19 protein-coding genes and 1 riboswitch are annotated in these 24671 nt (G+C 72.1%); of the genes, 8 read left to right on the top strand and 11 right to left on the bottom strand.

What is annotated here, in order from left to right; genetic code table 11:
- Positions 1-5 precede the first annotated feature (5 nt).
- Together ABZX90_RS27140 and ABZX90_RS27135 are read left to right on the top strand one after the other, a co-directional pair.
- Complete coding sequence (locus tag ABZX90_RS27140; RefSeq protein ID WP_355208928.1) at positions 6-1229, top strand: FAD-dependent oxidoreductase; 1224 nt, start codon at positions 6-8, stop codon at positions 1227-1229.
- Positions 1230-1618: 389 nt separating this feature from the next.
- Positions 1619-2428, top strand: coding sequence for an HAD family hydrolase (locus tag ABZX90_RS27135; RefSeq protein ID WP_351124591.1), 810 nt, complete (start codon positions 1619-1621; stop codon positions 2426-2428).
- Positions 2429-2551: 123 nt separating this feature from the next.
- Here the strand turns inward: ABZX90_RS27135 and ABZX90_RS27130 are convergent, their stop codons facing one another.
- A complete protein-coding gene (locus ABZX90_RS27130) occupies positions 2552-3307 on the bottom strand; it encodes a LysM peptidoglycan-binding domain-containing protein (RefSeq protein WP_351124594.1) in 756 nt (251 codons plus the stop codon).
- A gap of 3 nt (positions 3308-3310) precedes the next feature.
- Positions 3311-3469: riboswitch (cyclic di-AMP (ydaO/yuaA leader) on the bottom strand.
- Between the two features lie 701 nt (positions 3470-4170).
- Entirely contained in the window at positions 4171-6168 is a 1998-nt protein-coding gene (locus ABZX90_RS27125) for a CocE/NonD family hydrolase (RefSeq protein ID WP_351124597.1), read from the bottom strand.
- A gap of 441 nt (positions 6169-6609) precedes the next feature.
- Between ABZX90_RS27125 and ABZX90_RS27120 the strand changes: the two genes are divergently transcribed.
- On the top strand, positions 6610-7620 hold the full coding sequence (locus ABZX90_RS27120) for a polyprenyl synthetase family protein (RefSeq protein WP_351124600.1): 1011 nt from the start codon (positions 6610-6612) through the stop codon (positions 7618-7620).
- Between the two features lie 215 nt (positions 7621-7835).
- Here ABZX90_RS27120 and ABZX90_RS27115 read toward each other — a convergent pair whose 3' ends face one another.
- Positions 7836-8408: a hypothetical protein gene (locus ABZX90_RS27115; protein WP_355208923.1), complete on the bottom strand. Its 573-nt coding sequence runs from the start codon at positions 8406-8408 to the stop codon at positions 7836-7838.
- A 240-nt stretch (positions 8409-8648) separates the two neighbouring features.
- On the opposite strand from ABZX90_RS27115, the gene ABZX90_RS27110 reads away from it, so the two are divergent.
- The 4 genes from ABZX90_RS27110 (at position 8649) to ABZX90_RS27095 (ending at position 13412) form a co-directional block, all read left to right on the top strand.
- On the top strand, positions 8649-9692 hold the full coding sequence (locus ABZX90_RS27110; RefSeq protein ID WP_355208920.1) for a CHRD domain-containing protein: 1044 nt from the start codon (positions 8649-8651) through the stop codon (positions 9690-9692).
- A 381-nt stretch (positions 9693-10073) separates the two neighbouring features.
- Positions 10074-11348: a DUF2092 domain-containing protein gene (locus ABZX90_RS27105; protein ID WP_355208918.1), complete on the top strand. Its 1275-nt coding sequence runs from the start codon at positions 10074-10076 to the stop codon at positions 11346-11348.
- A gap of 29 nt (positions 11349-11377) precedes the next feature.
- The gene (locus tag ABZX90_RS27100; RefSeq protein ID WP_355208915.1) at positions 11378-12373 is read left to right on the top strand and encodes an ABC transporter ATP-binding protein; all 996 of its coding nucleotides are present in this window, start codon (positions 11378-11380) and stop codon (positions 12371-12373) included.
- Between the two features lie 166 nt (positions 12374-12539).
- Positions 12540-13412 carry an ABC transporter permease gene (locus ABZX90_RS27095; RefSeq protein WP_355209134.1) on the top strand — a complete coding sequence of 291 codons (873 nt, stop codon included), beginning with the start codon at positions 12540-12542 and terminating at the stop codon, positions 13410-13412.
- Between the two features lie 74 nt (positions 13413-13486).
- Here ABZX90_RS27095 and ABZX90_RS27090 read toward each other — a convergent pair whose 3' ends face one another.
- Entirely contained in the window at positions 13487-14071 is a 585-nt protein-coding gene (locus ABZX90_RS27090) for an NAD(P)H-dependent oxidoreductase (RefSeq protein ID WP_355208912.1), read from the bottom strand.
- A 121-nt stretch (positions 14072-14192) separates the two neighbouring features.
- Complete coding sequence (locus ABZX90_RS27085; RefSeq protein WP_355208909.1) at positions 14193-16943, bottom strand: hypothetical protein; 2751 nt, start codon at positions 16941-16943, stop codon at positions 14193-14195.
- Between the two features lie 46 nt (positions 16944-16989).
- On the opposite strand from ABZX90_RS27085, the gene ABZX90_RS27080 reads away from it, so the two are divergent.
- Positions 16990-17547: a hypothetical protein gene (locus tag ABZX90_RS27080; protein ID WP_355208906.1), complete on the top strand. Its 558-nt coding sequence runs from the start codon at positions 16990-16992 to the stop codon at positions 17545-17547.
- Between the two features lie 17 nt (positions 17548-17564).
- On the opposite strand, the gene ABZX90_RS27075 is transcribed toward ABZX90_RS27080, so the two are convergent.
- The 6 genes from ABZX90_RS27075 to ABZX90_RS27050 all read right to left on the bottom strand — a co-directional run bounded on the left by ABZX90_RS27075 (position 17565) and on the right by ABZX90_RS27050 (position 24353).
- Entirely contained in the window at positions 17565-18680 is a 1116-nt protein-coding gene (locus ABZX90_RS27075; RefSeq protein WP_355208903.1) for a zeta toxin family protein, read from the bottom strand.
- Positions 18677-18988: a hypothetical protein gene (locus ABZX90_RS27070; RefSeq protein ID WP_355208900.1), complete on the bottom strand. Its 312-nt coding sequence runs from the start codon at positions 18986-18988 to the stop codon at positions 18677-18679. Before ABZX90_RS27070 ends, ABZX90_RS27075 begins: the two co-directional genes overlap by 4 nt.
- A 17-nt stretch (positions 18989-19005) precedes the next feature.
- Positions 19006-19455 (bottom strand): DUF4913 domain-containing protein, encoded by a 450-nt coding sequence (locus tag ABZX90_RS27065; RefSeq protein ID WP_355208897.1) that lies wholly within the window; start codon positions 19453-19455, stop codon positions 19006-19008.
- Positions 19452-21260, bottom strand: a complete 1809-nt coding sequence (locus ABZX90_RS27060) for a TraM recognition domain-containing protein (RefSeq protein ID WP_355208894.1) — start codon at positions 21258-21260, stop codon at positions 19452-19454. The genes ABZX90_RS27065 and ABZX90_RS27060 overlap by 4 nt, the downstream gene beginning before the upstream one ends.
- A gap of 94 nt (positions 21261-21354) precedes the next feature.
- Positions 21355-22863: an ATP/GTP-binding protein gene (locus ABZX90_RS27055; RefSeq protein WP_355208891.1), complete on the bottom strand. Its 1509-nt coding sequence runs from the start codon at positions 22861-22863 to the stop codon at positions 21355-21357.
- Entirely contained in the window at positions 22860-24353 is a 1494-nt protein-coding gene (locus ABZX90_RS27050) for an SCO6880 family protein (RefSeq protein ID WP_351124634.1), read from the bottom strand. The genes ABZX90_RS27055 and ABZX90_RS27050 overlap by 4 nt, the downstream gene beginning before the upstream one ends.
- Between the last annotated feature and the right edge of the window lie 318 nt (positions 24354-24671).

The following is a 24671-nucleotide window of genomic DNA, read 5'->3' as shown; positions in this document are numbered from 1 at the left end:
ACTTCGTGAATCATCCGGTAGCAGTCATCGGCGCGGGCCCGTTCGGCCTGTCGACCGCCGCCCATCTGCGGGCGCGTGGTGTCCCGGTGCGCGTCTTCGGCGAGCCCATGGTGAGCTGGCGCGACCACATGCCCGAGGGAATGCTTCTCAAATCGACTCCGGCCGCGTCCAGCATCGACGCCCCGCAGCGCGGACACACGCTCGCCGACTACTGCGCCGCGGCGGGGATACCGCGCCTGGTCACGGACGAGGACATCATCCCGGTCGAGACGTTCATCGCGTACGGGGAGTGGTTCCAGCAGAAGCTCGTGGCCGAGCTGGAGCGCGTGCGGGTCGTGTCGATCGACCGGAAGGGCGGCCGGGAGGGGGCCGGCCGGTCCGGCGGGTTCGAACTCAAGCTGGACTCGGGGGAGTTGTTCACGGCGCGGGCGGTGGTGGTGGCCACCGGACTGTCCGGTCTCGCCCATCTGCCTCCCGAGCTCGCGGGTGCGGCGGCCGACGGGCCCACGCCGACCGGCCCGGTCTCGCACAGCTCGCAGCAGCACGACCTGAGCCGTTTCTCCGGCAAGGAGCTGATAGTCGTCGGCGCGGGCCAGTCCGCTCTGGAGACGGCGGCGCTCGCGGCGGAGGCCGGCGCGCAGGTACGGGTGGTGTCCCGCGGCAAGGGCGCCGTCGACTTCGGTGCGCCGCCGTGGCGGCAGCCCAAGCTGCGTCCCGAGTCGCCGTTCGGGCGCGCCTGGTCCCTGTGGGCGCTGAGTTACTACCCGCAGCCCTACCGTCATCTGCCCGCCCAGGCCCGGCACTACCTGGTCCGCCGGGTGCTCGGCCCCCTCGGCGCCTGGTGGCTCCGTGACCGTTTCGAGGGCAAGGTCGCGGTCCGTGAGGTCCAGCGGATCGTCGGCGCCGCGGCGTCCGACGGGAGCACGGTCCTCACGGTGCGGACCCATGGCGGCCGGGTGGACGAGCTCTCCGCCGATCACGTCATCGCCGCGACCGGCTACCGCGTCGACCTCGCCGCGATGGACTTCCTCGGGCACGAACTCCGCGCGGAGCTCGCGGTGAGCCGCGGTGCACCGAAGCTGGGGGCCGGGTATCGGTCCTCCGTGCCCGGGCTGTACTTCACGGGTCTGCCGGCGGCGGCCTCGTACGGGCCGGTGATGCGGTTCGTGTGCGGCACGGAGTTCGCCTCGCCGCGGCTGACCAAGCATCTGGTGGCCGCGCACGGCTGAGGTGACGTAAGACGGTGACCCGTTCGGGCACCCGGGGCGCGCCGGCCGGCCTGCGGGCCCGTTGCCCCGGGTGTGCGGGTGCGGAGAGCTCAAAGGGCATGCCTCTCCCCGGACTTGGTCGGTGACGACCGGCGATTCACGCCGCGGGGTCTGTCGCCGTTGGGGTGCGCCGTCGCGAAGTCGGCCCGTCGCCAGGCGGTGTTGGGGTGTTGGGGTGTTGTGGTCGGTCATGTGCGGGAAAGTCGGTGTGGGCGGAAGCGGACCCTGTGTGATCCGAAGCGGTCGTAACGCGCTTACCACCGTACGGTGAACGGCGTTGCTGACGGGATACCGGACGTCGTCCGGTTCACGCCGGGCCGATGAGTCGTTCGATCCGTATTCTTCGGATCATGGCCGCTCCGACTGCATATTCACTCATCGCCACTGACCTGGACGGAACGCTGCTGCGCGGCGACGACACACTCTCCGACCGGTCACGGGCCGCGTTGGCGAAGGTGGCCCAGGCGGGTGCCCAGCACCTCGTGGTGACGGGCCGCCCCGCACCGCGCGTGCGACCGCTCCTCGACGAACTCGGCGGCGAGGGGCTGGCGGTGTGCGGGCAGGGGGCGCAGTTGTACGACGCCGGGGCGGACCGCATGCTGTGGTCGGTGACCCTGGACAGGGAACTGGCGGAGACGGCACTCGGCAAGATCGAGGCGGAGGTCGGCCTGCTGTACGCGGCGGTGGACCAGGACGGCGTGGACGGGCTGACGCTCATCGAGCCGGGGTATGTGATGCCGCATCCGACCCTGCCGGCGGTGCGGGTGCCGCGGCGGGACGACCTCTGGACGGAGCCGATCAGCAAGGTGTTGCTCCGTCACCCGTCCTTGTCCGACGACGAGTTGGCGTCGGCGGCGCGGGGAGTGGTCGGTTCGCTGGCGACGGTCACCATGTCCGGGCCCGGCACCGTCGAACTCCAGCCATGCGGGGTGACCAAGGCGACGGGTCTCGCCCTCGCCGCGGCGCACCTCGGACTCACCCCGTGCGCGACGCTCGCCTTCGGGGACATGCCCAATGACATCCCGATGTTCGACTGGGCCGCCCGCGGCGTGGCGATGGCCAACGCCCATCCGGAACTGAAGGCGGTGGCCGACGAGGTCACCCTCTCGAACGAGGACGACGGAATCGCGGTGGTCCTGGAACGCCTCTTCGGCTTCTAGGGCCTGTCCGGTCGATCACGGTGGAGGATGCCAACGGCGCCTGCCCCACGGGCCGCCTCGGCCGGCAACGCACGCGCCGGCGGACCGAGAAGGCGCCGCCGGCGAGTGGTGGTGCGGGTGGGATCAGTAGGCGCCGTTGACGTTGTCGATGGAGCCGTAGGTCTTGGCCGCGTAGTTGCAGGCCGCGGTGATGTTCGCGACCGGGTCGTAGGGGTCCATCGAAGTGCCGGGGACGTGGAAGGCCCGGAACGTGGGGTCGATGACCTGGAGCAGACCCTTGGAGGGGGTGCCCGCGACGGCGTTGGAGTCCCAGTTGTTGATGGCGAGGGGGTTGCCGGAGGACTCGCGCATCACGTTGCGGTAGATGCCGTCATAGCTGCCCGGTATGCCCGACTTGGCCATGATGTCCAGGGATTCCTTGATCCAGCCGTCGAGGTTGTTGGCGTACGTCTTGGCGGAGGCCTGGGTGGCGGTGGCCACCTTGGACGTGGCGGCGGCCGGGGTCGCCTTCGCCGTCGACTTCAGCGTCTTCGTGCCCAGGGTCAGCTTCAGGCCCGGACGGATCAGGGCGGGGTTGTCGCCGATGACCGCGCGGTTCGCCTTGTACAGCTTCTTCCAGCCGCCGCTCCCGGGGTGCTTCTGCGCCACCTTGGAGAGGGTGTCGCCCGCGACCACCTTGTAGGTGACGAGCTGGACGTTCGGGACCACCGCGGTGTGCGCGGCCTTCGTGAGCTGAGGCGCCTGCGCCGGGGTCGCCGCGGAGGCGCCGGTCGCGCTCACGAGCGGGAGGGCGAGGGCGATGCCGCCCGTTCCGGCGGCGATCATGCCCCGGGTGATGACGTTGGTCTTCGTGCGGCGGTGCTTGCCTCGTACGGGCATGACGAATGTCCTCTCCGACGCCTGCGAGGTGAGCTGTCGGGTTCGGGCGGGAGATGCCCGGCCGCGTTATGGGCGCGGCTTCACCCCTAGCCGGTCCGGTGTCCGGATCGGCGGCTTACCTGTGGTTCCCCCGCTCCTGCCGTGCGTGGGTGGGTGGGTTGCCGGGCGGCGGCAGGATTCGGCGATCCGCCCGGGATCGACGAGAACGTATGCGAGAGCACATGTCGGGAACAAGGCCAGATGTGGCCCCGAAGATCCCTTTCGCCTGTTTGGAGCCAGGGTGAAACGTCCGATTGCGCCGGAATTGGATCCTCAACTTGCCTTTGGCAAATGGGTTGGCGGGGAAGCGGTGCGAGGTGGCACCCCAGCTCGCGCGTGACTCAATTCACGAGACCAAGGGTCATTAAGGCGGCATGCCGGGCAACTCGGGCATTGTGCTTCCGTTGTCCAGGGGGTGCCGCCTTCCCGGACGGTGCCGGGCGGACCTCCCGCGGGGCGAGATCCGCGCCGTGGGACCGGTCGGGAGAGCGGCACCCGTCGGGCCGAAGCGCAGGCCGGCCGGCCGTCGGTCGAGTCGGGGCGGGCGCAGTCCGAGCCGGGCCGGACGTAGGCCGAGTCAGGGCGAGCGCAAGGTGAAGTGCGGTCTGTGGCACCGGTGTTCGGCGTACGGCGAGACGTCGGCGTCGGTCCGCGCGGCATGGTGGGGTGTCGGAACCCTGCGGTGCGTCGGGGCCGGGACGCGCGGCCGTCAAGGGCCTACGGAGGGCGAACTCCCGTCCCCGTAAGCCCGTAAGCCAGTAAGCCCGTAGGCCCGTAAGCCGTGTGGCCCCGCAGGCCCGTAAGCCGTGTGGCCCCGCAGGCCCTCAGCCGGCTGTGCGCGGGGTTCTCTTCTCCCAGGTCCGGTGGAAGACGACCTCGTCGCCGTCCTTGCAGACGACCTCATTGGACGTGATGAAGTCCTGCGCGTCGCAGGTGATGGCGGACACGGTCTCTACGCGGGCGTCCCAGGGCAGGTCCGGGCGGTGCAGGCGGATCGACCAGGTCGAGCGGGCGCGGGCGGACAGCGGGTCTGATTCGTCGATCGTGTACGTCTCCCGCGCGTCCTCCGTGCATTCGAGGCCGTCGGGGTAGACGCGCGTGCCGTCGTGGCGCGGGTCCACCTCCAGACGCCAGGTGCCCGCGGCCACGTCGCGCAGGACCAGGCGTTCCGGCCGGGGTTCGTCGAGTGTCGCGGAGACGGTCACGCCGAGGGGTTCGGACTCCTCCGGTTCCCCGAAGGTGATCGAGGGGTCCGACTCCGTTGTCCGTACGGGGAGTTCGAGGGTGCTGCCCATAGGGTCCAGGGTGAAGCCCGCCTCCGAGCCGGGCTGGGGCCAGATCCAGGGCCAGTACGCCGAGGAGACGCTCAGACGGATGCGGTGGCCCGCCGGGAACGCGTAGCCGATGCCGTTCAGGTCGAGGACCACGTTCTCCGTGGTACCCGGTGTCCAGGGAACCGCCTGGTCGCGGCCCCGGCGCGCCGACAGGTTCAGGGCGCCCCGGGTGACGAGCGTGGACGCTCCGTCGGGGGTCACGTCGCACAGGCGGGCGATCACCTGGCCCCTGGGTGCCGCGGACGTCAGCCGCAGATTGACCCGTGGGCGTCCCAGTACCCAGGTCTCCTCCGGTACCTCGAACTCGAAGCAGGCCGACCGGGCGTCCTCCTCCCGCTGGTCCGGCGGCAGGTCGGCGTCGTTGCCGAAGGGGAAGAAGCGGCCCGCGTCGACCCCCGTGTGCTGCGGGGACCGCACCGGCACCGGGGCGCCCTGGAGGGCGTACGCGATCGGCTTCACCGTGGGTGAGGGCCAGGCCGGGTCGCCCACCCAGCGGCCGGGGATCTCTCCGTACACGGTCGCCGGAGGATGCGCGTCCATCACGTACGAGCGCAGGAGGGGGACGGAGAGCGCGTCCGTGTCCTCGTCCCGGAGCCAGTGGTCCCACCAGCGCAGCGTCTCCTGGAGGAAGCCGATCGCCGGTCCGGGCGGCAGGCCGCGGTCCGGGTACTGGTGCGACCAGGGGCCGATGAGACCTCGTACGCGATCCGGCGGGAGGTGCTCCACCAGGCGCAGCACCGTGTCGCGGTACGGGTCGTGCCAGCCGCCGACCGCGAGGACCGCCGCGCGGATCGCTCCGTAGTCCTCGCAGACGCTGCCGTGGCGCCAGTACGCGTCCCGGGTCTGGTGCGCCAGCCAGGTGTGGACCAAGGGGTCGACCGCCTCCAGCCGCCTCACCCACATGTCGCGCCACATCACCTCCCCTACATGCACCGGGTCCGGCGGGCGGGCGGCGAAGGCGAGCATGGCGGCCGCCCGGGCGTGCATGTCGACGGCGAGGACGGAACCTCCCGCGTAGTGCACGTCGTTGTCATAGCGGTCGTCACTGGAGCAGACCGTGACGATCGCCTTGAGCGGCTCGGGAGCGCGGGCCGCGATCTGGAGGGAGTTGAAGCCGCCCCACGAGATCCCGAACATGCCGACCCTGCCGGTGCACCAGGGCTGGGCGGCCAGCCATGTCACCACCTCCACCCCGTCGGCCAGCTCGGTCTCGGAGTACTCGTCCGTCGGCACACCCTCCGAGTTGCCGTGGCCGCGCATGTCCACTCGGACGGAGGCGTAGCCGTGGCCGGCGTACCAGGGATGGCGCTGCCGGTCGCGCGGTGCCGTCCAGTCGGTCAGGCGGTACGGGAGGTACTCCAGGAGCGCCGGCACGGGCTCCTCGGTCAGCGGACGCCAGATCCGGGCGTACAGACGGGTGCCGTCCGGGAGAGGGACGAGGACGTCCTCGTGAGTGGTCTCGTAGGGGAAGGACGTACGGATGTGCATGAGCGTCACCTCGGCGGACGGGGTGCATCGTGTGGCGCGGCCAGGAGACGAGGGCCGTCCCGGCCGGACCGGACGCGGATCCGGCGGAGCTGCGGGACACGGTCACCCTTTCCCGGCCCTTCTCGGCATGTCGTCACATTTCACCGAATACCGTCTCACATCGGCTGATCATGAACATACCGCCGGTGATCGGGTGGCGCCCGCGCGTCGGGGTATCCGTCGTTGGGGCACGCAGGTGCTTCCCGTGTGCCTTCCGGGTGTACTCCCGCATACCTGCTGGCGGAGCGAAGTCGGCCGGGGGACGGTGGGCGCTCGTGGTGATCGAAACGTGACCGGATACGCTGACTTGAGTGATGGCAGCGACACATCGACAAACCGTGTCATCGACCGAATGATCGACCGAGTTCGCCATGTGATCGTCAGCAGACAGGAGAACCTCTCGTGACCGTCGTCGGGCCGTTCGGGCTGAGCGTGCGGGACCAGGCTCTCGAAGCCGATGTCCAGGCCGGATTGACGGCCGTCGAGGAGGGTTTGCTCGAAGCCACCAAGAGCGAGGTCCCCTTCATCACGGAAGCCGCCCAGCACCTCGTGCGGGCCGGCGGGAAGCGGTTCAGGCCGCTGCTCGTGATGCTCGCCGCGCAGTTCGGTGATCCCTACGCGCCGGGTGTCGTGCCCTCGGCCGTCGTCGTCGAGCTGACCCATCTCGCCACGCTGTACCACGACGACGTGATGGACGAGGCGGAGGTACGGCGTGGGGTGGACAGCGCCAACGCGCGCTGGGGCAATTCGGTGGCCGTCCTCACCGGTGACTTCCTCTTCGCCCGCGCCTCCTACATCCTGGCCGACCTCGGACCCGAGGCCGTCCGGATCCAGGCCGAGGCGTTCGAGCGGCTCGTGACCGGACAGATCCTGGAGACCGCGGGGCCGCGCGACGGGCGCGATCCGGTCGATCACTACCTCGATGTGCTCGGCGGCAAGACCGGGTCGCTGGTCGCCGTCGCGTGCCGGTTCGGCGCGATGATGTCCGGGGCCGACGAGACGGTCGTGGACGTGCTGACGCAGTACGGCGAGCGGCTGGGTGTCGCCTTCCAGCTCGCGGACGACGTCCTCGACATCGCGTCCGATTCGCACGAGTCCGGCAAGACGCCGGGGACCGATCTGCGCGAGGGCATCGCCACGCTGCCGGTGCTGCGGCTGCGTGAGCGCGCGGAGCGGCTGGGGCTCGCCGAGGACATCGCGCTGTGCGAGCTGCTGGAATCCGACCTGACGGACGACGCGCGGCACGCGGAGGCGCTGGCCCGGCTGCGGGAGCATCCCGCGCTGGAGCAGGCGCGCCGGGACACCGTGCGCTATGCGGAGGAAGCGCGGGCCGCGCTGGCCCCGTTGCGCGAGTGCGACGCGAAGGCCGCGCTGGTCGAGCTGGTGGACGCCGTGGTGCACCGGGCCGGCTGAGACGGCCGATCGGTCACTGGGTCGGCCGGGTCGGCCGGGTGGTGCGACCGTGGGTCGGCTGGGGCGGCCGTTTGGTGCACCGGGTCGGCCGAGACGGCCGGATGGTGCGACGGGGTCCGCTGAGACGGCCGGGTGGTGCGACCGGGTCCGCTGAGACTGCCGGGTGGTGCGACCGGGTCCGCTGAGACTGCCGGGTCGTGCGACCGGGTCGGCTGTCAGTACCCTCCGATGCCTCCGGTGCTCGTGGATGTCGGTGCCGGTGACGATGCCGGTGTGGTGATCTTCGCTCCGGTGGGTGTCACGGCGAACCACGTTCCGTCCACTCCCTGGCCGTAGGCCTCCTTCGGCTCGTCGTCCTTGGCGTAGCGGTAGAGGGGCCAGCCGGCGAGGGTCAGCTGGGTGCTGCCGTCGGTGCGCTTCACCGTGGAGACCAGGCTCTTGTCGATGCCGTTCGTGGTCACGCCGCCCTGGGTCGTGGCCGGCGGCCACACCTTGGCACAGGTGTCGTAACAGCTGACCCTGGTCGGGTTCGCCGAGTCCGCGTCGAAGCGGTACAGGACGTACCCCTTGCTGTCGGTCACGACCGTGCCCAGCTTTCCGACCTCGGCGGTGGTCAGCGTCGCCGTCGCCGGCCCCGTGGAGCCGCTGCTCGTCGCGGAACCGCCCCCGCTGCTGCTGCCGTCCCCTCCGCTCCCCCCTCCGCTTCCGCCTCCGCATCCGGAGAGCGTGAGTGCCAGGACGGCGGCGCCCGTGGCGGCGTATCCCGTGACATGCCTGATGGTGAGCATGGCGATCCCTCGATCCCTCGATCCGCGGGTCCCTGGAGTACTGGGTGATCCCGATCGTTGCCACCCGTAAGTACGGATTCGTGGCGGTTTTCACTCGAATCGCCGCCGGATTTGTTGGGCTCTGAGTGATGTGACCGGCGTCACACTCTTGGATTGAGTCCAGGATCGGATCAGGTCCGTACTCATGCACAGAAGCTGACGCAGGGGGCGTCAGCCGAGTTACGGGGAGAAAACAGAATCATGGGATCGAACGCCACGTTCACGACGCGTCGCAAGAGCCTGATCCTGACCGGTGTCGCGGTGGCCGCCGCGGCCGGTGTCGCCGCCGCCGTCATCCCGGCGGTCGCCGCCGACCACGGCGGTCACGGCGGGAACCACGGCACGAGCCACAGCGAGAGCAGCGCGACGAACCACTCCGGGCACGGCGACTCGACCGTCGTCACGCAGCACGGAGTCTTGGGCGGCAGCGGTGGCACCATCCTCGCCGCGAGCCTGCGCGGGGCCAGTGAAGTGCCCGTCCAGGGCGGCCCTGCCGTCGGTGACAAGGACGGCGCGGCGCTGGAGTTCATCAAGGTCAAGGGCGACAAGGTGTCCGTCGCCGTGACCTGGCGCGGTACCGGCAGGCCCACCCTGCTCCACATCCACCAGGGCGCCAAGGGCACCAACGGCGGCGTCAAGGTCGACTTCGGCAAGCTGCTCGACCGGATCAAGGGTCACAGCGTCGTCGGGACCGTCAAGGTCGATGACGCGGCGCTGCTCGACGCGCTGAAGACCGACCCCGGTTCGTTCTACGCCAACCTGCACACCGCCGAGTTCCCGGGCGGGGCCGTCCGCGGCCAGCTCCACAAGGTCACGAGCACCTTCGACTTCAGGAACGCCCTCCACAACTTCCAGGCGTCCGTGGTCAAGGGCAAGCAGATCTACGAGTGCAAGCCGGCCGAGGGCGGTGGCTATGCCTTCGCCCAGCGTGATGTCGCGGCCCGGCTCGGCGGTCACATCGCCCACTCGTTCGTGAAGCCCAACTCCGGTACCCCGCAGTGGGTCGCGCCCGACCGCAGCGCGGTCACCGGCGCGCTGATCGCGAAGACCCCGAACGGCGCAACGAACATCCCCGAGCTCGACCTCAGGGCCACCCAGTCGGGCAGGCACCACGGTCTGCTGGCCGACACGCAGGAGATCCTGCGCCTGAACACCGTGGGCGGCGTCGCCCCGGCCGGCTCCTGCTCGCCGGGCACGATCGTGGGCGTCCCCTACCAGGCGGACTACGTGTTCGTGCAGCGCTGAGGCCCGCGACCGGTGCGGCGCCGAGCCGGGCCGGTCGGTGCGGCGCGCAGCGATGCGCTCCGCGGCGCATGAAGCCGGACGGGCGGAACTCCGGCGGGAGTCCGGCCGGAGTCCGGCCGGAGTCCGGCAGGACTCTCCGGCCCGGCGCGCGGCCAGGGCGGCGCCCTTCCCTGCATGACCCTTACGGGTCCGGGGAGGCGCCGCCCTCTCACGTCATACCGCAGGACTACGCGGAGTTGAGCCCGGGGGTTGACGCTTCCATCCGGCCGATTTGGTCAGATGGAGAACACCACTCCTCACCGGTTCGGGTGAGAATGGCGGCTTAGGGGTGGAGCAGGGCACGAGGGCAGGGCCGCCGCCGACGACGGAGGTAAGGCACACATGGCACCGTACGAATCCGACGACAGCGCGAGGGCCGCGGAGGCCGACGACATGAGCGCCGGCCGGCGCAAGGCCGCGCGGTACGTCGTTCCGGTCGCGGTGGTGGGGGTGGCGGCGGCGACCATCGGGCTCGTCCCGGCGCTCGCCGACTCCGGAGACCCCGACCTGCCGAAGGTCACCGCTCAGCAACTCATCGAGAAGATCGCCAAGTCGGACGTCCAGCAGCTGTCCGGCACGGTCAAGATCAGCACCGATCTCGGACTGCCCAACCTGGGTGGCCTGGAGAGCAGCTTCGCGTCGGGCGCCGCCCGGGGCGACGGGGGTTCCTCCGCCGACCCGCAGTCCAAGCTCCTCGAACTGGCCTCGGGCACGCACACACTGCGCGTCGCCGCCGACGGCCCGGACAAGGGCAAGGTCTCCCTCCTCGACAGCGCCGCCGAGTACAGCGTCATCCACAACGGCAAGGACGTGTGGGGGTACGACAGCAAGTCGAACGAGGTCTACCACGCCACGTCCGCCGAGTCCGGGGACGCGAAGGGGAAGGCGCCGCGGGATGTCCCGGCCACGCCCAAGGACTTCGCCGACGAGGCCCTCAAGTCCGTGGACGACACGACCTCCGTGACCGTCGACGGCACGGCGCACGTCGCAGGCCGCGACGCCTACAAGCTGGTCATCAAGCCCAAGCAGTCCGGTTCCACGGTCGGCGCGATCAGCATCGCGGTGGACGCGAGGACGGGGCTGCCGCTGAAGTTCACGCTGACCCCGGCCGGCGGCGGCGCGGCCGTCGTGGACGCGGGCTTCACCAGGGTCGACTTCTCCAAGCCTGCCGCGTCGACGTTCGCCTTCACCCCGCCGAAGGGCGCGAAGGTCACCGAGGGTGACGACCTGAAGGGTGCGAAGGGCGGCGACCTGAAGGGCGCGGAGGACGGCCGGCTGAAGGGGCTTCCGAAGGGCGCGGAGAAGGGGCTGCCGAAGGGCGACGACGGACTGGGCCAGGGTCTCGACGGTCTGAAGACCATCGGCGAGGGCTGGAACTCCATCGCCGTGTTCGACACCGGCGGCCAGGGCATGCCGTCCGGCGCGTCCGGTTCGACCGGCAACAGCGACGTCGACGGCTTCCTGAACTCCCTCGGCGACCACGTCACCGGCAAGTTCGGCTCGGGCACGGTCTTCTCGACCCGCCTGGTCAACGCACTGATCACGGACGACGGCAAGATGTACGCCGGTGCCGTCACCAAGGGCGCGCTGGTGAAGGCGGCCAACGCGGCCCAGTAGGTCCCCAGGAAAGCGAACCGAGGGAGCCCATGGAGGAGCTGTCCGCCGTCGAGCCCGATCCGGCCCAGGCCGGGGGCGGCGTCGTGCCCGCCGAGGACGCGGTGATCGCCACCCGCGCGCTGAGCAAGCGCTACCGCGGCGGACAGCTCGCCGTCGACGGCCTGGACCTGACCGTTCCGGCGGGCAGCGTCTTCGGCTTCCTCGGGCCGAACGGCTCCGGCAAGACCACCACCATCCGCATGCTGATGGGCCTGATCGAGCCGACCTCGGGCACGGCTCGCGTGCTGGGGCAGCCCATGCCCCGGTCGGCGCGGGCCGTGCTCCCGCACGTCGGGGCGCTCATCGAGGGCCCCGCCCTGTACGGCTTCCTCTCCGGGCGGGACAACCTCATCCGGTACGACGCCGCCGATCCGACCGCCGATCCCCGTACCCGGCGGACACGCGTCGCGGCCGCCCTCGACCGGGTCGGGCTGACCGCCGCCGCGGGCAAGAAGGCGAAGGCGTACTCCCTGGGCATGAAGCAGCGGCTCGGCCTCGCGGCCGCGCTGCTCCAGCCCCGCCGACTGCTCGTCCTGGACGAGCCGACCAACGGTCTCGACCCCCAGGGCATGCGCGAAATCCGCTCGCTGGTCAGAGAGTTGGCCTCCGACGGTACGACCGTATTCCTCTCCTCGCACCTCCTCGACGAGATCGAGCAGGTCTGCACGCACGCTGCCGTGATGGCGCAGGGGCGGCTCATCACCCAGGGCGCGGTGGCCGACCTCGCGGCGGGTGCGCGGGGCCGGCTGGTGGTGACCACCCCGGACGCGGGGGACGCCGCGCGGGTCCTCAAGGAGCAGGGCGTCGTCGATCTCGTCGTGACCGACACAGGGGTGACCGCGGAGCCGCCCGACCGCGAACTCGCCGAACTGAACGCCGCGTTGGTCACGGCAGGCGTCCGGGTTCGCGGGTTCGGGGTCGAACGGGCCTCGCTGGAGGACGCGTTCGTGGCGCTGACGGGGGAGGGCTTCGATGTCGCCGGCTGAGAGTCTGCCGAACGCGGTCACCGAGACAGGGCAAGTGGCAGCGGGAGCAGGAGCAGGAGCAGGAGCAGGTACGGAAGAGGGGACCGGCTCAGCGGTTGGGGCTGCGGCTGCGGCTGTGGCAGTGGCAGGTACGGAGGCGCCGGGCGGGGGCGCGGGGCGGGCGGCGGTGCGCGTGGGGGCGAAGAGCGGGCGGGCGCCGAGCCCGCTGTGGACGCTCGGGCTCTTCCGCAGTGAACTCGTCACGACCTTCCGGCGCTGGCGGACGATCGCCCTGCTCGGTGTGCTCGCGGCCGTGCCGATCCTCATCGGCGTCGCGATCAAGGTGGAGACGAGCGACGGCTCGACCGCGGGCGGTGGCGGCGGTGAGGGACCCGCGTTCATCGCGCAGATCACCAACAACGGCCTGTTCCTGGTGTTCACCGCGCTCGCCGCGACCCTCCCCTTCTTCCTGCCGATGGCGATCGGTGTCATCGCGGGCGACGCGATCGCCGGTGAGGCCAACGCCGGCACCCTGCGCTATCTCCTCGTCGCGCCCGCCGGCCGCACCCGGCTGCTGCTCACGAAGTACGCGACGACGATGACGTTCTGCCTGGTCGCGACCCTGGTGGTGGCGGTCTCGGCGCTCGTGGTGGGCGCGCTGCTGTTCCCGCTGGGCGAGCTGACCACCATCTCCGGGACCCGCATCGGTTTCACCGAGGGGCTCGGACGCGCGCTGCTCATCGCCCTCGTCGTCGCCGCGTCACTGACCGGCGTCGCCGCACTCGGCCTGTTCGTCTCCACCCTCACCAACAGCGGCATCGCGGCCATGGCGACGACGGTCGGCCTCCTCATCACCGTCCAGATCCTCGACCAGATCCCCCAGCTGCACGCGCTCCAGCCGTACTTCTTCTCCCACTACTGGATGTCCTTCGCCGACCTCATGCGCGACCCGGTCTACTGGGACGACCTGGTCCGCGATCTAGGCCTCCAGGGGCTGTACGCCGCCGTGTTCGGATCGGCGGCGTGGGCGCGGTTCACGGCGAAGGACATCAACACCTAGACGGGGACAGCACCGGCCCGGGCGGACATCACCGCGCGGACATCACCGTCCGGGCGGGCAGGGGCGCGGGCGCCTCACGCCTTGTACGGGAAGTGGGCGAGCGGCGGTTCCTGCGCGAAGAAGGTCTTCGCGCGCGTCAGTGCCTCGGCGTCGTTCAGCACATCGCCGCGCCCGCTGCCGTTGCCGAGCAGGACCCCGCCGAAGCGCATCCGCATGTACGCCGCCGAGTGGTTCAGGGTGCCGATCAGCGGGTCGGCGACCTCCTGCTCCTCGTGCGCGAGCGCGGTGACGCCCCAGAGAGTGCGTCCGGCCAGGGTGGCCTTGAAGTCGATGCCGGGCGTGCGCAGCCAGCCCGACCAGTAGTCCAGGTAGCGCTTGGTCAGTCCCGACACCGAGTACCAGTACAGCGGTGAGGCGATCACGATGTCGGTGGCCGCGAGTGTGGCGTCGAGCAGCATGGCCGGGGCGCTCCCGGCGGGAGGACGCACATGGTCGCTGTCCCGGCGCAGGTCCACGAAGTCGGGGAGCGGATGCTCGGCCAGGCTCAGCCAGCGCTGCTCGACATCGGCGGGCAGCTGCTCGGCGGCCTTGCGGGCCAGCAGTTCGGTGTTGCCGCCGGTGCGGCTGCTGCCGAGCAGGAACAGGAAATGGCGGGTCATGGTTCCCCCTGGGGTGCGCGCCACGAACGGCGTCGACTACATGCGTGCACAATATATGCACACGCAAGCAATCGTCCAGGGCCGAGAGCCGCACGTGCACCCGCCCCCGGCCACACCACAGTCAGCGTCCAGGCGCGCCGCCAGGCTTCGGAGGGCGCGGCACCCGCGGCGGCTGCCCCGGCGCGACGGGCCCGGGCGCCGAACCGGGAACGGGGCCGCCAGGGGTGGCCGAACCCCGGACGGACTGACGGCGGGCCGCGCCGGCGACAGGGTTGGTGGGCCCTCCGGGACCCGCGGTCGGCACCCCGGGTGTCGCCGCGGCCGTCGCACCCGCCACCGCGGGCCTGCGCCAGCTCTCCGGAACCGAGGTGTGCCGTTCCACCGTCCCGTGCTCGCGTGCCGAGGCCAGCCGGGCGGCCTGCTGGGCCGTGGGGGCGAAGCCCGGGGCCGCGTTGCCGCTCTGGAAGGGGACCTGGCGGGCGGCCATGGCGTTCAGGGCGGCCTGGGTGTCGCGAGGAAAGACATCGCGGGGCAGCAACTGCGAGGCCGCGCCGGTCACCTCGACGCGGTGCTGCCCGCCCCCCGTCTCGAAGGTGACGCCGTAGCCGAGGTACTGCCGGTCCTGGTCGAACATCAGGTCCCCGCGTACCCGCCCGCCCCCGGCCCTGGTCCGCTCACTCAGATCCTGGAGGGCCTCCGGCATCGGCGCGGTCCGTCCGAGGCTCGCCACATACGCCTCCGCCTCCACGTGGCCCTCCCGGAACCGGGGCTTCCCGTCGGGCCCGGTGCGCATCTGCACCGCGCCGACCCGGTTGTCGGGGTGGATGTCGATGGTGAGGCGGCCGTCACCCCCGTACTCGCTGACGAACCGCTCGCGCATCGCGGTGAACTGCACCTGGTTCTCAAGCGCCGGCGGAAGGTTCGGCCCGTAGAGGGTGACCCGAGCCTCGGGGTCGGCCTCCAGGATGATCTCGGCGTTGGCCACCCCCGTGCCGCCCGCGCCCGCGACCAGCCAGGTCTTCGGGGCGCCCTCGGCGCTGACGTCGAAACGGTTCTCGGCGATCTCGTCCCCGATGAAGACCCGCCCGGGAGCGGCCGCCCTCGCCCGCTCCCACCGAGCGGTGGCGTCGAGCGTCTGGAGCGCCGCCCGCGCCCCGCCGGCCGCGCGCAGTCCGTCCAGCACCCCTTCTTCCCGCAGGACCTGGAGTGTCCGCTCGGCGCCGGTCGCCCCGGTCAGCCGGGCGTGCACCGGGGAATCTGCGGGCAGTTGTCCGCGTACGGCGTCGAGGGCCTCCGGCAGGTTCACCACGTCCCGGCGGTCGACGCCGGGGACCATCTCCGGCGGCAGTCCGGTGGCGACGGTCGGGGTGCCCCGGACCTTCACGTAGACGTCCGAGGAGCCGTCGCCGGGCCGGATGTGCGCGTACAGGTGGCCGTCCCGCGCCGGGACCAGCCGCGCGGTCCCGTCGACGACCGGTCCGCGTACCGCGAGCTGGTCCTCCCACAGGCGTACCGCGTCGCGCGGCACCCGCGCGGTCGGGTCGGCGAACTGGTGGGCGTCGCCGAGCCCGGTCGTGCGCATGTCCCGTACCTGGTCGGGGGATTGGACGATGCCCTGGCCCGGGTCCAGGTGCCAGCGGCCGCGCGCGTCGACGAGCAGGGCGTCCGGATCCCGCCCGACGAGGCTGGCGCCACCGCCGATGACGATCTGACGGGCGGGCCACTCGCCCGTCGCGGCGGACTCCGCGCGCAGCTGGTCCAGGGTGGCGGCGGCGGCCCGGGTGCGCCGGTCGGCCGCTCGCGCCGCCGCCGCGGCCAGTTCCTCACGGGGGACGGGGGAGCCGTCGGGCCGCACGCCCGGCAGGGGAGGGGCGCCGGCGGACGTCCCGAGGGGCCGGGCGTGCTCGGAACGCGACCGGAACTCCCGTAGTTCGGCCCCATCGGCGGCGCCCAACCGCTCGACGGGTACGGCCAGTTCACGCAGGGCGTCGGTCGCCATCGGGGTCAGGTGCTGGTCGAGGACATCGCGGCGGATGTCGGCGGCCTGGAGTTCCAGCGCGTACCGCTCGGAACCGGCCGCAGCCTGTGGCCGCAGCCCGCTGTGGTCGATGAGCGCCGACAACTCGCCCCGCGCCTCCGCGCGTCGGGTGGCGTCGAGCGTGGCGTCGTTCATGCGGGCGGCCAGATAGTTGAGCTCGCCGACCCGGCCCAGGTCCTCCTCGGTGAGGCCCAGACGCCGTTCGGCGGTGCCGAGTCGGCCACGGGCCAGCAGGTCGTCGTGGCTCGGCGCGACGCCCGCGACCTCGGGGTCACCCGCGGCCGCACGGGTCGCCCGGTCGCGCACCGCGAGCAGTTCGCCGACCTCGTGGCTGAGCGCCCGGCCGACCTGGCGCGGGTCCATCCGGTCGGAAAGCTGGACGACGTGCTGGTCCGAGGTGGTGTTGACGTGCGTCCGGGCGACCGTTCCGGAGGGGAGCGGTACGGCGTCCAGGCGCAGGGTGAGATCTCTGCCCCGGTCGTCGGTGAGCGCGAAGAAGCGGTCGCCCGCGGCGCCGGGCCGCAGCTCCACCGAGCGCAGTCGCTCCGCGTACAGGTTCCGCACCACCGTCGGCAGGGCGCTCTCCGCCTGCGCGACGACGGCCGCCTGCCGCCCGGGATCAGGGGCTCGGCCGGTGCCCGAGACGAAGCGGCTGCCCGCGATGTCGGTCGCGGTGATCACGGCCGGCTCCGGCCGCGGCGCCGGGGCCGTGGCCGGACTGTCCGAGTGGGCGCCCCGCAGCGGGTCCCGCCGCGCGTCTCGCAGGGGGTTCGGCCGGGTGTCCGCCGGGACGGTGGGGCCGGTGTCCCCGCGGTCGAGCGGTTCCTGGTCCACTGGCACTCTCCCCCTTGGCCGGCCTCGCGGCACGTAAGATCTCGGCATGCTGATCGCCCGTTCGACGCAGGAAGCACACCTCTACATGGACCTGCACGCGTGTGTGTGCGGGGCGGAGGACTTCGAGCGCGAGCACCGTCTCGACGAGCGTGACGGTGTACTGGTCGCGGTGTACGAAGGGGTCTGCCCCCGGTGCGGCCGCGCCCGCTCCTTCGCGTTCCGGCTCACCGACGAACTCCCGCCCGCGCCACCGGCGTTCGGCGGAGCCGAGCCCTCGCGGATCATCGACCCGGGGGAGTTCCTGTGGGTCGCCGACCAGATCGCCACGGACACGGGGCTGCGGCTGCTGCACACGCCCCCCGCCGAGCGGCGCGACCAGCGCGAGGGTTCCGCGTTCGCGCTCGCCGCGGTGGAGGAGGTCCTCAAGTTCCTTCCGGAGGGCGCCGATCGTGTCCCCGAGGAGCTGATCACCTCGGAGCGGGGCCGCGAGGTCTTCCACAGGAACCCGCACCGCTTCGAGCGTGCCGCGCTCCTCGAGAACATCGCCCGCAAGCGCCGCATCCTGGAGGGTGTCGACCACTTCAGCCCGCCGCCGGGCGCGTAGGACCTGTCCGCAGCGCTTCACGGCGTACGCGGGGGCCGGGGCGCGCGGCTCGGCACGGCCGAAGCGCCCGGGGGCAGGGCTCCGGGCGCGGTCGGCGCCCGTCCGGCCGCCGGGGCCGCGCTCCCGCCTCCGGACCGCAGCCGTCCCGCGGCGGCGACCCGGATCGTGGCGTCGCCCTGCCGGTGGGCGGCGGAGGCGCCGAGCCCGGACACCGCGGCCGTGCCCGTTCCCCGGCCGGCGGTGAACGTGCCCCGCTCCGAGGTGATCAGCCCGGTGGCCAGTCCTCCCTCGACCAGCTTCTCGGCGTTCTCGCGGCCGACGGAGAAGCCGCGGCCCGAGGTGCTCCGCGCGTACAGGTCCTTGATCATGGCCTCGGGAGCCATACGGCCGCCGTACAGGTCACGCCCCGCGTCGAACTCGGTGCGGCCGTGCTGCCAGCGGCCGGCGTTCTGCGCGAGGCACTGCTCGACGGGGACCTCGACCGAGAGCAGGACGCGTCGGTCGTAACCGTCGGCGCGGAGATCACCGAGGAGCTTCTCGTTCCAGCGCTGGTCGCGCAGGGTCGCGTCGTAGAGGAGGTTGTAGCCCTCGGCGCGCGCCCACTGCTCGAAGGTCCCCTGCAGGAACGCCGACTCGCGGTGCGTGAGCGAGGCCGTCTCGGACGGAGAGACCCGCCGCCCGTCGGACAACTCGCGGGCGTGTGCGGGCAGTCGGGGCGTGCCGCCGTGCTCGAAGAGCGCCACCTTGAAGTCGTCCGGGTCCAGGACCACATAGTCGCGTACGTCGATACCGTGCACCCGGTGCAGGGCGCGCCCGAGTTCGTCGTCGCGCCCCTGCCACGCGGCGAGCCCGCGCAGCGCGCCGCCCTTTCCGGCACCGGGGGCCCCGGCGGTGAGCAGCGCGGCATGCCCGTCGCGCGGCAGGCCCGCGCAGCGCGCCGTGAAGTCCTCCAGGATCGCCGCGTGCATCCGCTCGCGGTCCGGCGTCCACAGCGCACCGTGCCGGAACTGGCCGAACGTGTCCGCGTCCCCCGGCGCGAGATCGCCGCCGGGCGACATCCGGGTCTGCAACTCCCGGTACAGCGAGCGGTATTCAGGTCTGAGCCCCGCCTCCGGCCCGTCGCTCCTGGTCATGGCCGCCGCTCGGCCCCGTCCGCCGGGTCGTCCGGCGGGCCGTCGATCCGGCGCTGGATCTCCGCCACGTCCTCGCGGGTCACCTGGCCGAGCAGCCGTGCCGCGGCGAGCACCGACAGCGTGTTGTCCTGGTGGGTCGGCTCGGGGTGGCCCTCGTCCAGTCCCTCCTCCGTCTCGAAGGGCCAGGCGGCGACGGTCGCGATCATCTGCTCGCGTTCGACGAACCCGGCGGCGTAGAGGCCGAGGTAGGCGCGCAGGGAGGGGGCCGAATCGGCGGCTGAGGCGCCGGGTGCGGGGGTGTCGTTCATAGCGGAGTATTCCTCGTCTACCAAAGACTGGTCTCGTACGGATCCGGGTCGGGCTGCCGGGACGCCGTGACCGCATCCTCGTACGACTCGACCGCGGGCGGCGTCTTCGGGCGGTGGCCCCCCGTCCTGCATCCCGCGAACGGGCCGCTGGGAGACCGGAGTTCGTTCAGTACGGCGCCGAGGTGGTCGCGGTGCCAGACGGCGGGTCCGGACGCGCCCGCCGCCGGGTCGGTGTGCTCCTGCCAGGCCAGCCACAGTCCGTGCAGCCGGGCGACCGCCTCGGGGTGCTCCCACCAGCGGGGGCACCAGGGCTGCTGTGAGGTGACCTCGCGGCCGTAGACGGGAAGGAGCAAGTCGCTGACCCAGACGGCCAGTCGGCTCATCTCCTCGGCGTATTCCGGGCCGTCGAGACAGAGGATGAACGGCGGAGCGGCGCCGGGCTGCTCCTCGGCTGCGGTGGTCGTCATCGGGGAGACTTCCTTTCGGCGGCGGATGTCATCGGGTCGTGTTCCGTCCGGCGGGTCGTGATCCTTTCGGCCGCGCGGGCGGTGATGGCCTTCACCTCGGCCTGCGCCGCCGTCGCGATGCGGTCGGCGCCCGGTTCGGCGTACCAGGGCCGGAGCCGGACCAGGGCGGGCCTGATGCCGGTGGCCAGGAGCAGCGCCGTCCCCTTGGGCAGCGCGCGGATGCGGTCGGCGGGCAGGATGCGTTCCAGGCGGTACGAGGTCGACCGGGACCGCCCGTCCCTGCCCTTGGACCAGCTGACCGTCGACACGTCGTGCTCGCCGACCAGCCGGGAGATCTTCTCCACGAAGTCGGCGTCGTCCAGGCCCGCGCCGAGCAGCTTGATGGTGGCGGCGGACCAGAGCGTGTCCATGCCGGCCTCGCCCCACACCCGTGAGCCCTGCCGGTAACTCTGCAGCAGCGTCACGATGTTGATGCCCCGCGAGCCGAAGTGCGAGTACAGGTCGGGGAGATCGGCGATCCGGCAGACGTTCGCCGCCTCGTCGAGGACCGCCGTCATCGGCGGTTCGAGACGTCCGCCCATCCGCTCGGCGGCGACGACCCCCGCGCGCAGCACGGAGTCCGCGGCCGCCGCGACGACACCGGCCGCCGAGCCGCCGCCGTCCTTGGAGAGCAGATAGAGCGTGTCGGTGGACAGGACGTGACGGTCGGGGAAGAACTGCGGCAGCCCCGGATCGGGTGTCACCCACGCCGCGATCGACGGGTCGAGCAGACAGGCCACACACTGGCGGGCGGTCTCGTAGATGCCGTCCCGGGTCTCCACCGCGCCCTGAACGGTGCCCTGCAACTGGTCGGCGAGGGCGGTCATCCCGGCGTCGCGCAGCAGGTCGACGGGGGTGCGGTCGGCCGGGTCGGCCAGCCAGCCGAGCACCTCGCCGATCCGCCGATCGCCCCGATGGGCCGCGTGGAACAGGGCGGTGAGGGTGTTCTGGGCGGCCGAGATCCAGAAGTCGCGGCGGGACGCGTCGTCGTTGACCGCGCCCACGAAGTGCCCGGCCAGCCGGCGGGCGCCCTCGATCGTGGCCGCGTCGGCGAGCATGTCCCACCACAGGGCACGCGGAGAGTGGGCGATGCCCTGGGGGTCGAACGTCCAGACCCGGCCCACGCGTTCACGCTCCGCGCGCGTCACGCTGTACACGTCCGCCTTGTTCGACGTCAGCAGCACACTGCCGCGGGCCCGCAGGACGCGTGGCACCGCGATGCCGGTGGACTTGCCCGCGCGCGGCGCCATCAGGTCGAGCTCGACATCCTCGTAACTGGAACGGAGTTCGGGGCCGCGGGGCTCCAGGTTGCCGATCAGGTTCCCGGTGTCGTCCGGGGTGACCTTCGGCAACTTGGCCAGCCCCGGGCGGAGTCGGCGGGCCCGCCGCGCGGCGCCCTTGGGCAGGAGGACTGCCAGTTCCTTGCGGCCGGCGAGGCCGGTGGGCGCGGTGATCCGGCGCCGTACGAGCGTGATCAGGGCGACGATCACCGCCACGACGGTGCCGAAGACCGTGGCCATGCCCGCGGCGAGCGCGGTCGGTGAGGCCGTCGGCCATACCGTGCCGGGACCGTCCTTCACCAGCGTCGACAGGGTGGACAGACTGAACGGCGGCGGGTGCCAGCCGGCGCCGCTCACCGCCGCGCCCAGCGTTCCGCCGAGCCACGCCCCGAAGAACACGGTGCCTATGAGGAAGGCGGCCCCCGGCACGATCCAGGGGAGGAAGTCCTCCCCGCTGCCAGATGCCGTCCTTTTCGTGCTGCTCATCTCTGGTCCCCCCGTTGATGGTTGTCACCCCCGCCGCCCCTGGAATGTCCGACGGCCGGGTCTCAACTCCCCGACGGCGACGGGTCGGTGGCTCTCACCGCAGGCCGCCCTCCCGCTTGGACAGCGACGGCTTGCCCGCCTCCGACCAGCGGGTGTTCGTGTTGTGCAGGGCCCGCTCGGTGTCGGTGATGGACACCTTGATCGGGATGCCTGGGCGGCCGCCCACCTTGATCAGGAAGCGTCCGCGCCCGGGCGGCTCCTCGTTTCCGCCGGTGCTGGCCCAGCCGGGCGGGGACGACCACGAGGAGACGAGTTCGATCTCGCGCTCGGACATGCCGACGATCTCGCCGAGTTCCCGCATCTCCGACCGCGGAAGCCCGGCGCAGACGACCATGCCCGCCCGCTCCACGAAGCCGCGCGCCTTCGCGCGGTCGGACTCGCTGCCGAGGGCCTCGGCGTCCTTCAGGGTGTGGGTGATCTTCGCGTCGCCGAGGCCGAGCGAGCGGTTCAGCCGGGTCAGCGCGTCGATCCGTTCCACGATGCCGGAGGCGGCCCGCAGCGGACGCCACAGTTCGTCGAGGACGGTGAAGAACCAGCGCTGCGGGGCGAGTCCGGCATCCGCGAGCGCGTGCGCGGCGGCCACCGTACCGAGCCCGTCGGACCAGGCAGCGAGCATCGCGGCGGCGGTCAGCTGGGTGTCCGCCTCGCCGATCCGGGAGATGTCCACGCAGACCGCGGGGGAGGCGGGGTTGATCCGGGTCGAGGTCTCGGTGGCGAAGGTGTCGCCGAGCGGCCCGTCGAGCACCCCAAGGAGCGAGCGGTGCAGAGGGTCCACGGCCTCCTGGTAGCGGGCCATGTTCCCGCGGTCGAGCGTCACCGCGCGGACCCGGTCCGGACCCTCGTCCAGCACTTTCAGCAGATCCGGCAGGATCGGCGCCCGCCCTGGCTTCGTCCGCTCCGCGAGATGGTGCAGACAGGCGGACAGGACCGACTGCTCGTGGTCGTCCATCGGACGTCCGCGCACGATGGTGATCAGCGCCGCGACCATGTTCAGGACCCGGCCGTGCGCCTCCGCCGCGAGGATCCGGCCGCGCTCGCCCCCGATCCGGACCGCCGCCTCGCCCATCGCGCCCGGGTCGAGGACGTTGATGCCGCCGACCCCGCGGCCGATGGAGATCACCTGGCCGCCCAACGCCCGTACCGTGTCGGCGTAGTCGGGCTTCAGGTCGCCGAGGACCAGGGGCGTGATGCCCGTCGCGGACATCCCGATCAGCATGCGGTTGACCAGGGTCGACTTGCCGAGGCCCGGCATGCCCAGCATGAAGAGCGACGGGTTGGAGATGTAACGGGCCCGCGTGAACCAGGAGATGGGGTCGCCGCACACCGTCGCCCCGGTGTGCAGATGCTGCCCGAGCGGCACCCCGGTCATCGGCGCGCCGGAGCCGGCCGCGAACGGCCACAGCCCGCAGGCCTGCACGGTGGTCGCGCGCCACAGCGCGGGCGGGTCCACATGCCCGACCTGGCCGCCCGCGGGGCCGTACCAGCCACGCGGCGGGGCGGTGGGCGAAGTCCCCGGGGTCCGCCGCGTCGACTGCTTGCTCACAGCGCCTCCCTGATCTGGTACGGAACGAGGGTGTGTTCCCACGGCAGCAGGCCGACCGGCAGCGTGCAGGTGAAGGCGGAGGCCTGCATACGGTCCGCGGGGCGCATGAGGATGCGTGACGAGGCCTGGAGGTTGCGCACGGTGATGCCCGCGTCCTGCAACTGCTCCTCGTCGTCCACGGTGACCGTCACCATCAGCGAGAACTCCACGAGCCCCGCGCCCGCCGCCTCCTCGGCCGCGGTCTGCTCGGCGGCCTGCATCTCCGAACTGGCCCGCGCCTGGACGAGACCGCGCCGCGAGCCCGCCATGAAGTGCGCGGTGCGCCGGTCGGACTCGACGATGCGGGCGGAGGTCGCCGGGTCGATGGGCCGGTAGATCAGCGAGACCCGCTTGCGCCGGGTTCCCGGAGCCGGCTCAAGGAGCCCGCGCAGCACACTGGAGCGGACCGTGCCGCGCGGCGCGAGCGTCAGCATCCAGGTGCGCGAGACACCCGAGTCGTGCTTGTACGAGGTGACGGTCTCGACGGCCGCGGCCGGGCCGGCGTCGCTCCACTCCAGACCGGTCGTGGCGTGCTCGGCGCGGGCGCTGAGCACATCGGGCGCGATGGCGGGGTCGTACGCCACCCGGACGATCTCGGCGAGCCGGTCGGCCGACAGCGGGTAGGCGCTGCCGCCGCCCGCCGCGACCAGCCCGGACAGCAGGCCGGGCAGCCGCATCGACAGATCGGTGACGATGTCGTCCGTGCCGCGCTTGGGCCCGCCCGTCGGGCCGTAGGTGAGGGCGATGTACGTGTGCATCTCGGAGGACGCCGACGGGTAGCGCTCGACGACCTCCTCCATCACGGCACGCGCGGCCGCCGGGGCGTCCGGCACGATACGGGGAAGCACCTCGGCCGCGAGCCGCGTCCCGGTGTCCGGGGCGGTCTCCACGACGACCTGGGCGCCGCGCAGGCCCGGCTCGTGCGAGAGCCGCGCGAGCCAGTCGCCCCAGGAGGCCACCCAGATGTCGACCTGAGCGGGGTCGACGAGCGAACCGCCGTCCGGTTCGCAGGCCAGCACCACCGTGTACAGGCCGCGGCCCGGGTGGTGCAGCACGCCGAAGGAACGGTTGTAGGCGTCGCGGCCCTCGTGCATCCGGGTACGCGCGAGCAGTCCCGGCGGCTGGTAGTGGCCGCCGCTCCGCCTGGACAGCGGTCCGGAGAGGTAGGTGTGCGAGCCGTTGGCCTTCCGTCGCATCCAGCCGAGGCGGATCGCGAGGACCTGGTAGACATTGCGGCCGTCGACCGTACGCAGCGCCAGCGGGGCGAGGAAGAGCCCGACCGGCACCAGGACGACGATCGCGGCGGCCAGCGAGACCAGCGACGCCAGCAGCGCCACCAGCAGTCCGCCGAAGGCGACGACGGTGCCGAGCAGACCCAGCGGACCGAGTCCGGGACGGCGGGGCCTGCGCCAGTTCCCGTACGTGGGACGCGTCATGGCGTCGGTGGACATGGGGTTCCTTCTTCCGGCTCGAAGCGCTGGATACGTACAGGGGTCGGAGTCCGGGGCGGCGGACCGGCGGGAACACGGTGATCGCTCCACCGGGACACCGCGGCTGTTCGCGCGGACATGCCGCGGTGGGGCCGAGGAGGCGCCGCCCCGAACTCCCGGGGCCTCGTGGCCTATTGGTTGTGGCCCTTCATCCCGTCGTTGTCGCCGAGGGAGTTGGTCACCTCGCTCGCCGCCGCGACACCGGTCTGGACGGCGACCGCCGCGGCCCAGTCGGCTGTACGTCGCCTCGTCGTCCGTGGACAGCGTGGCGACCAGCGC

The sequence above is a fragment of the Streptomyces sp. NPDC002935 genome, assembly GCF_040611295.1.
Taxonomy (GTDB): domain Bacteria; phylum Actinomycetota; class Actinomycetes; order Streptomycetales; family Streptomycetaceae; genus Streptomyces.
This window is presented reverse-complemented; position numbering and strand designations above follow the sequence as displayed.

Coding starts and splice junctions, on each gene's coding strand:
- ABZX90_RS27135 (WP_351124591.1), top strand. CDS start 1,619: ATGGCCGCTCCGACTGCATATTCACTCATCGCCACTGACCTGGACGGA.
- ABZX90_RS27130 (WP_351124594.1), bottom strand. CDS start 3,307: ATGCCCGTACGAGGCAAGCACCGCCGCACGAAGACCAACGTCATCACC.
- ABZX90_RS27125 (WP_351124597.1), bottom strand. CDS start 6,168: ATGCACATCCGTACGTCCTTCCCCTACGAGACCACTCACGAGGACGTC.
- ABZX90_RS27115 (WP_355208923.1), bottom strand. CDS start 8,408: ATGCTCACCATCAGGCATGTCACGGGATACGCCGCCACGGGCGCCGCC.
- ABZX90_RS27110 (WP_355208920.1), top strand. CDS start 8,649: ATGGGATCGAACGCCACGTTCACGACGCGTCGCAAGAGCCTGATCCTG.
- ABZX90_RS27105 (WP_355208918.1), top strand. CDS start 10,074: ATGGCACCGTACGAATCCGACGACAGCGCGAGGGCCGCGGAGGCCGAC.
- ABZX90_RS27100 (WP_355208915.1), top strand. CDS start 11,378: ATGGAGGAGCTGTCCGCCGTCGAGCCCGATCCGGCCCAGGCCGGGGGC.
- ABZX90_RS27090 (WP_355208912.1), bottom strand. CDS start 14,071: ATGACCCGCCATTTCCTGTTCCTGCTCGGCAGCAGCCGCACCGGCGGC.
- ABZX90_RS27080 (WP_355208906.1), top strand. CDS start 16,990: ATGCTGATCGCCCGTTCGACGCAGGAAGCACACCTCTACATGGACCTG.
- ABZX90_RS27075 (WP_355208903.1), bottom strand. CDS start 18,680: ATGACCAGGAGCGACGGGCCGGAGGCGGGGCTCAGACCTGAATACCGC.
- ABZX90_RS27070 (WP_355208900.1), bottom strand. CDS start 18,988: ATGAACGACACCCCCGCACCCGGCGCCTCAGCCGCCGATTCGGCCCCC.
- ABZX90_RS27065 (WP_355208897.1), bottom strand. CDS start 19,455: ATGACGACCACCGCAGCCGAGGAGCAGCCCGGCGCCGCTCCGCCGTTC.
- ABZX90_RS27060 (WP_355208894.1), bottom strand. CDS start 21,260: ATGAGCAGCACGAAAAGGACGGCATCTGGCAGCGGGGAGGACTTCCTC.
- ABZX90_RS27050 (WP_351124634.1), bottom strand. CDS start 24,353: ATGTCCACCGACGCCATGACGCGTCCCACGTACGGGAACTGGCGCAGG.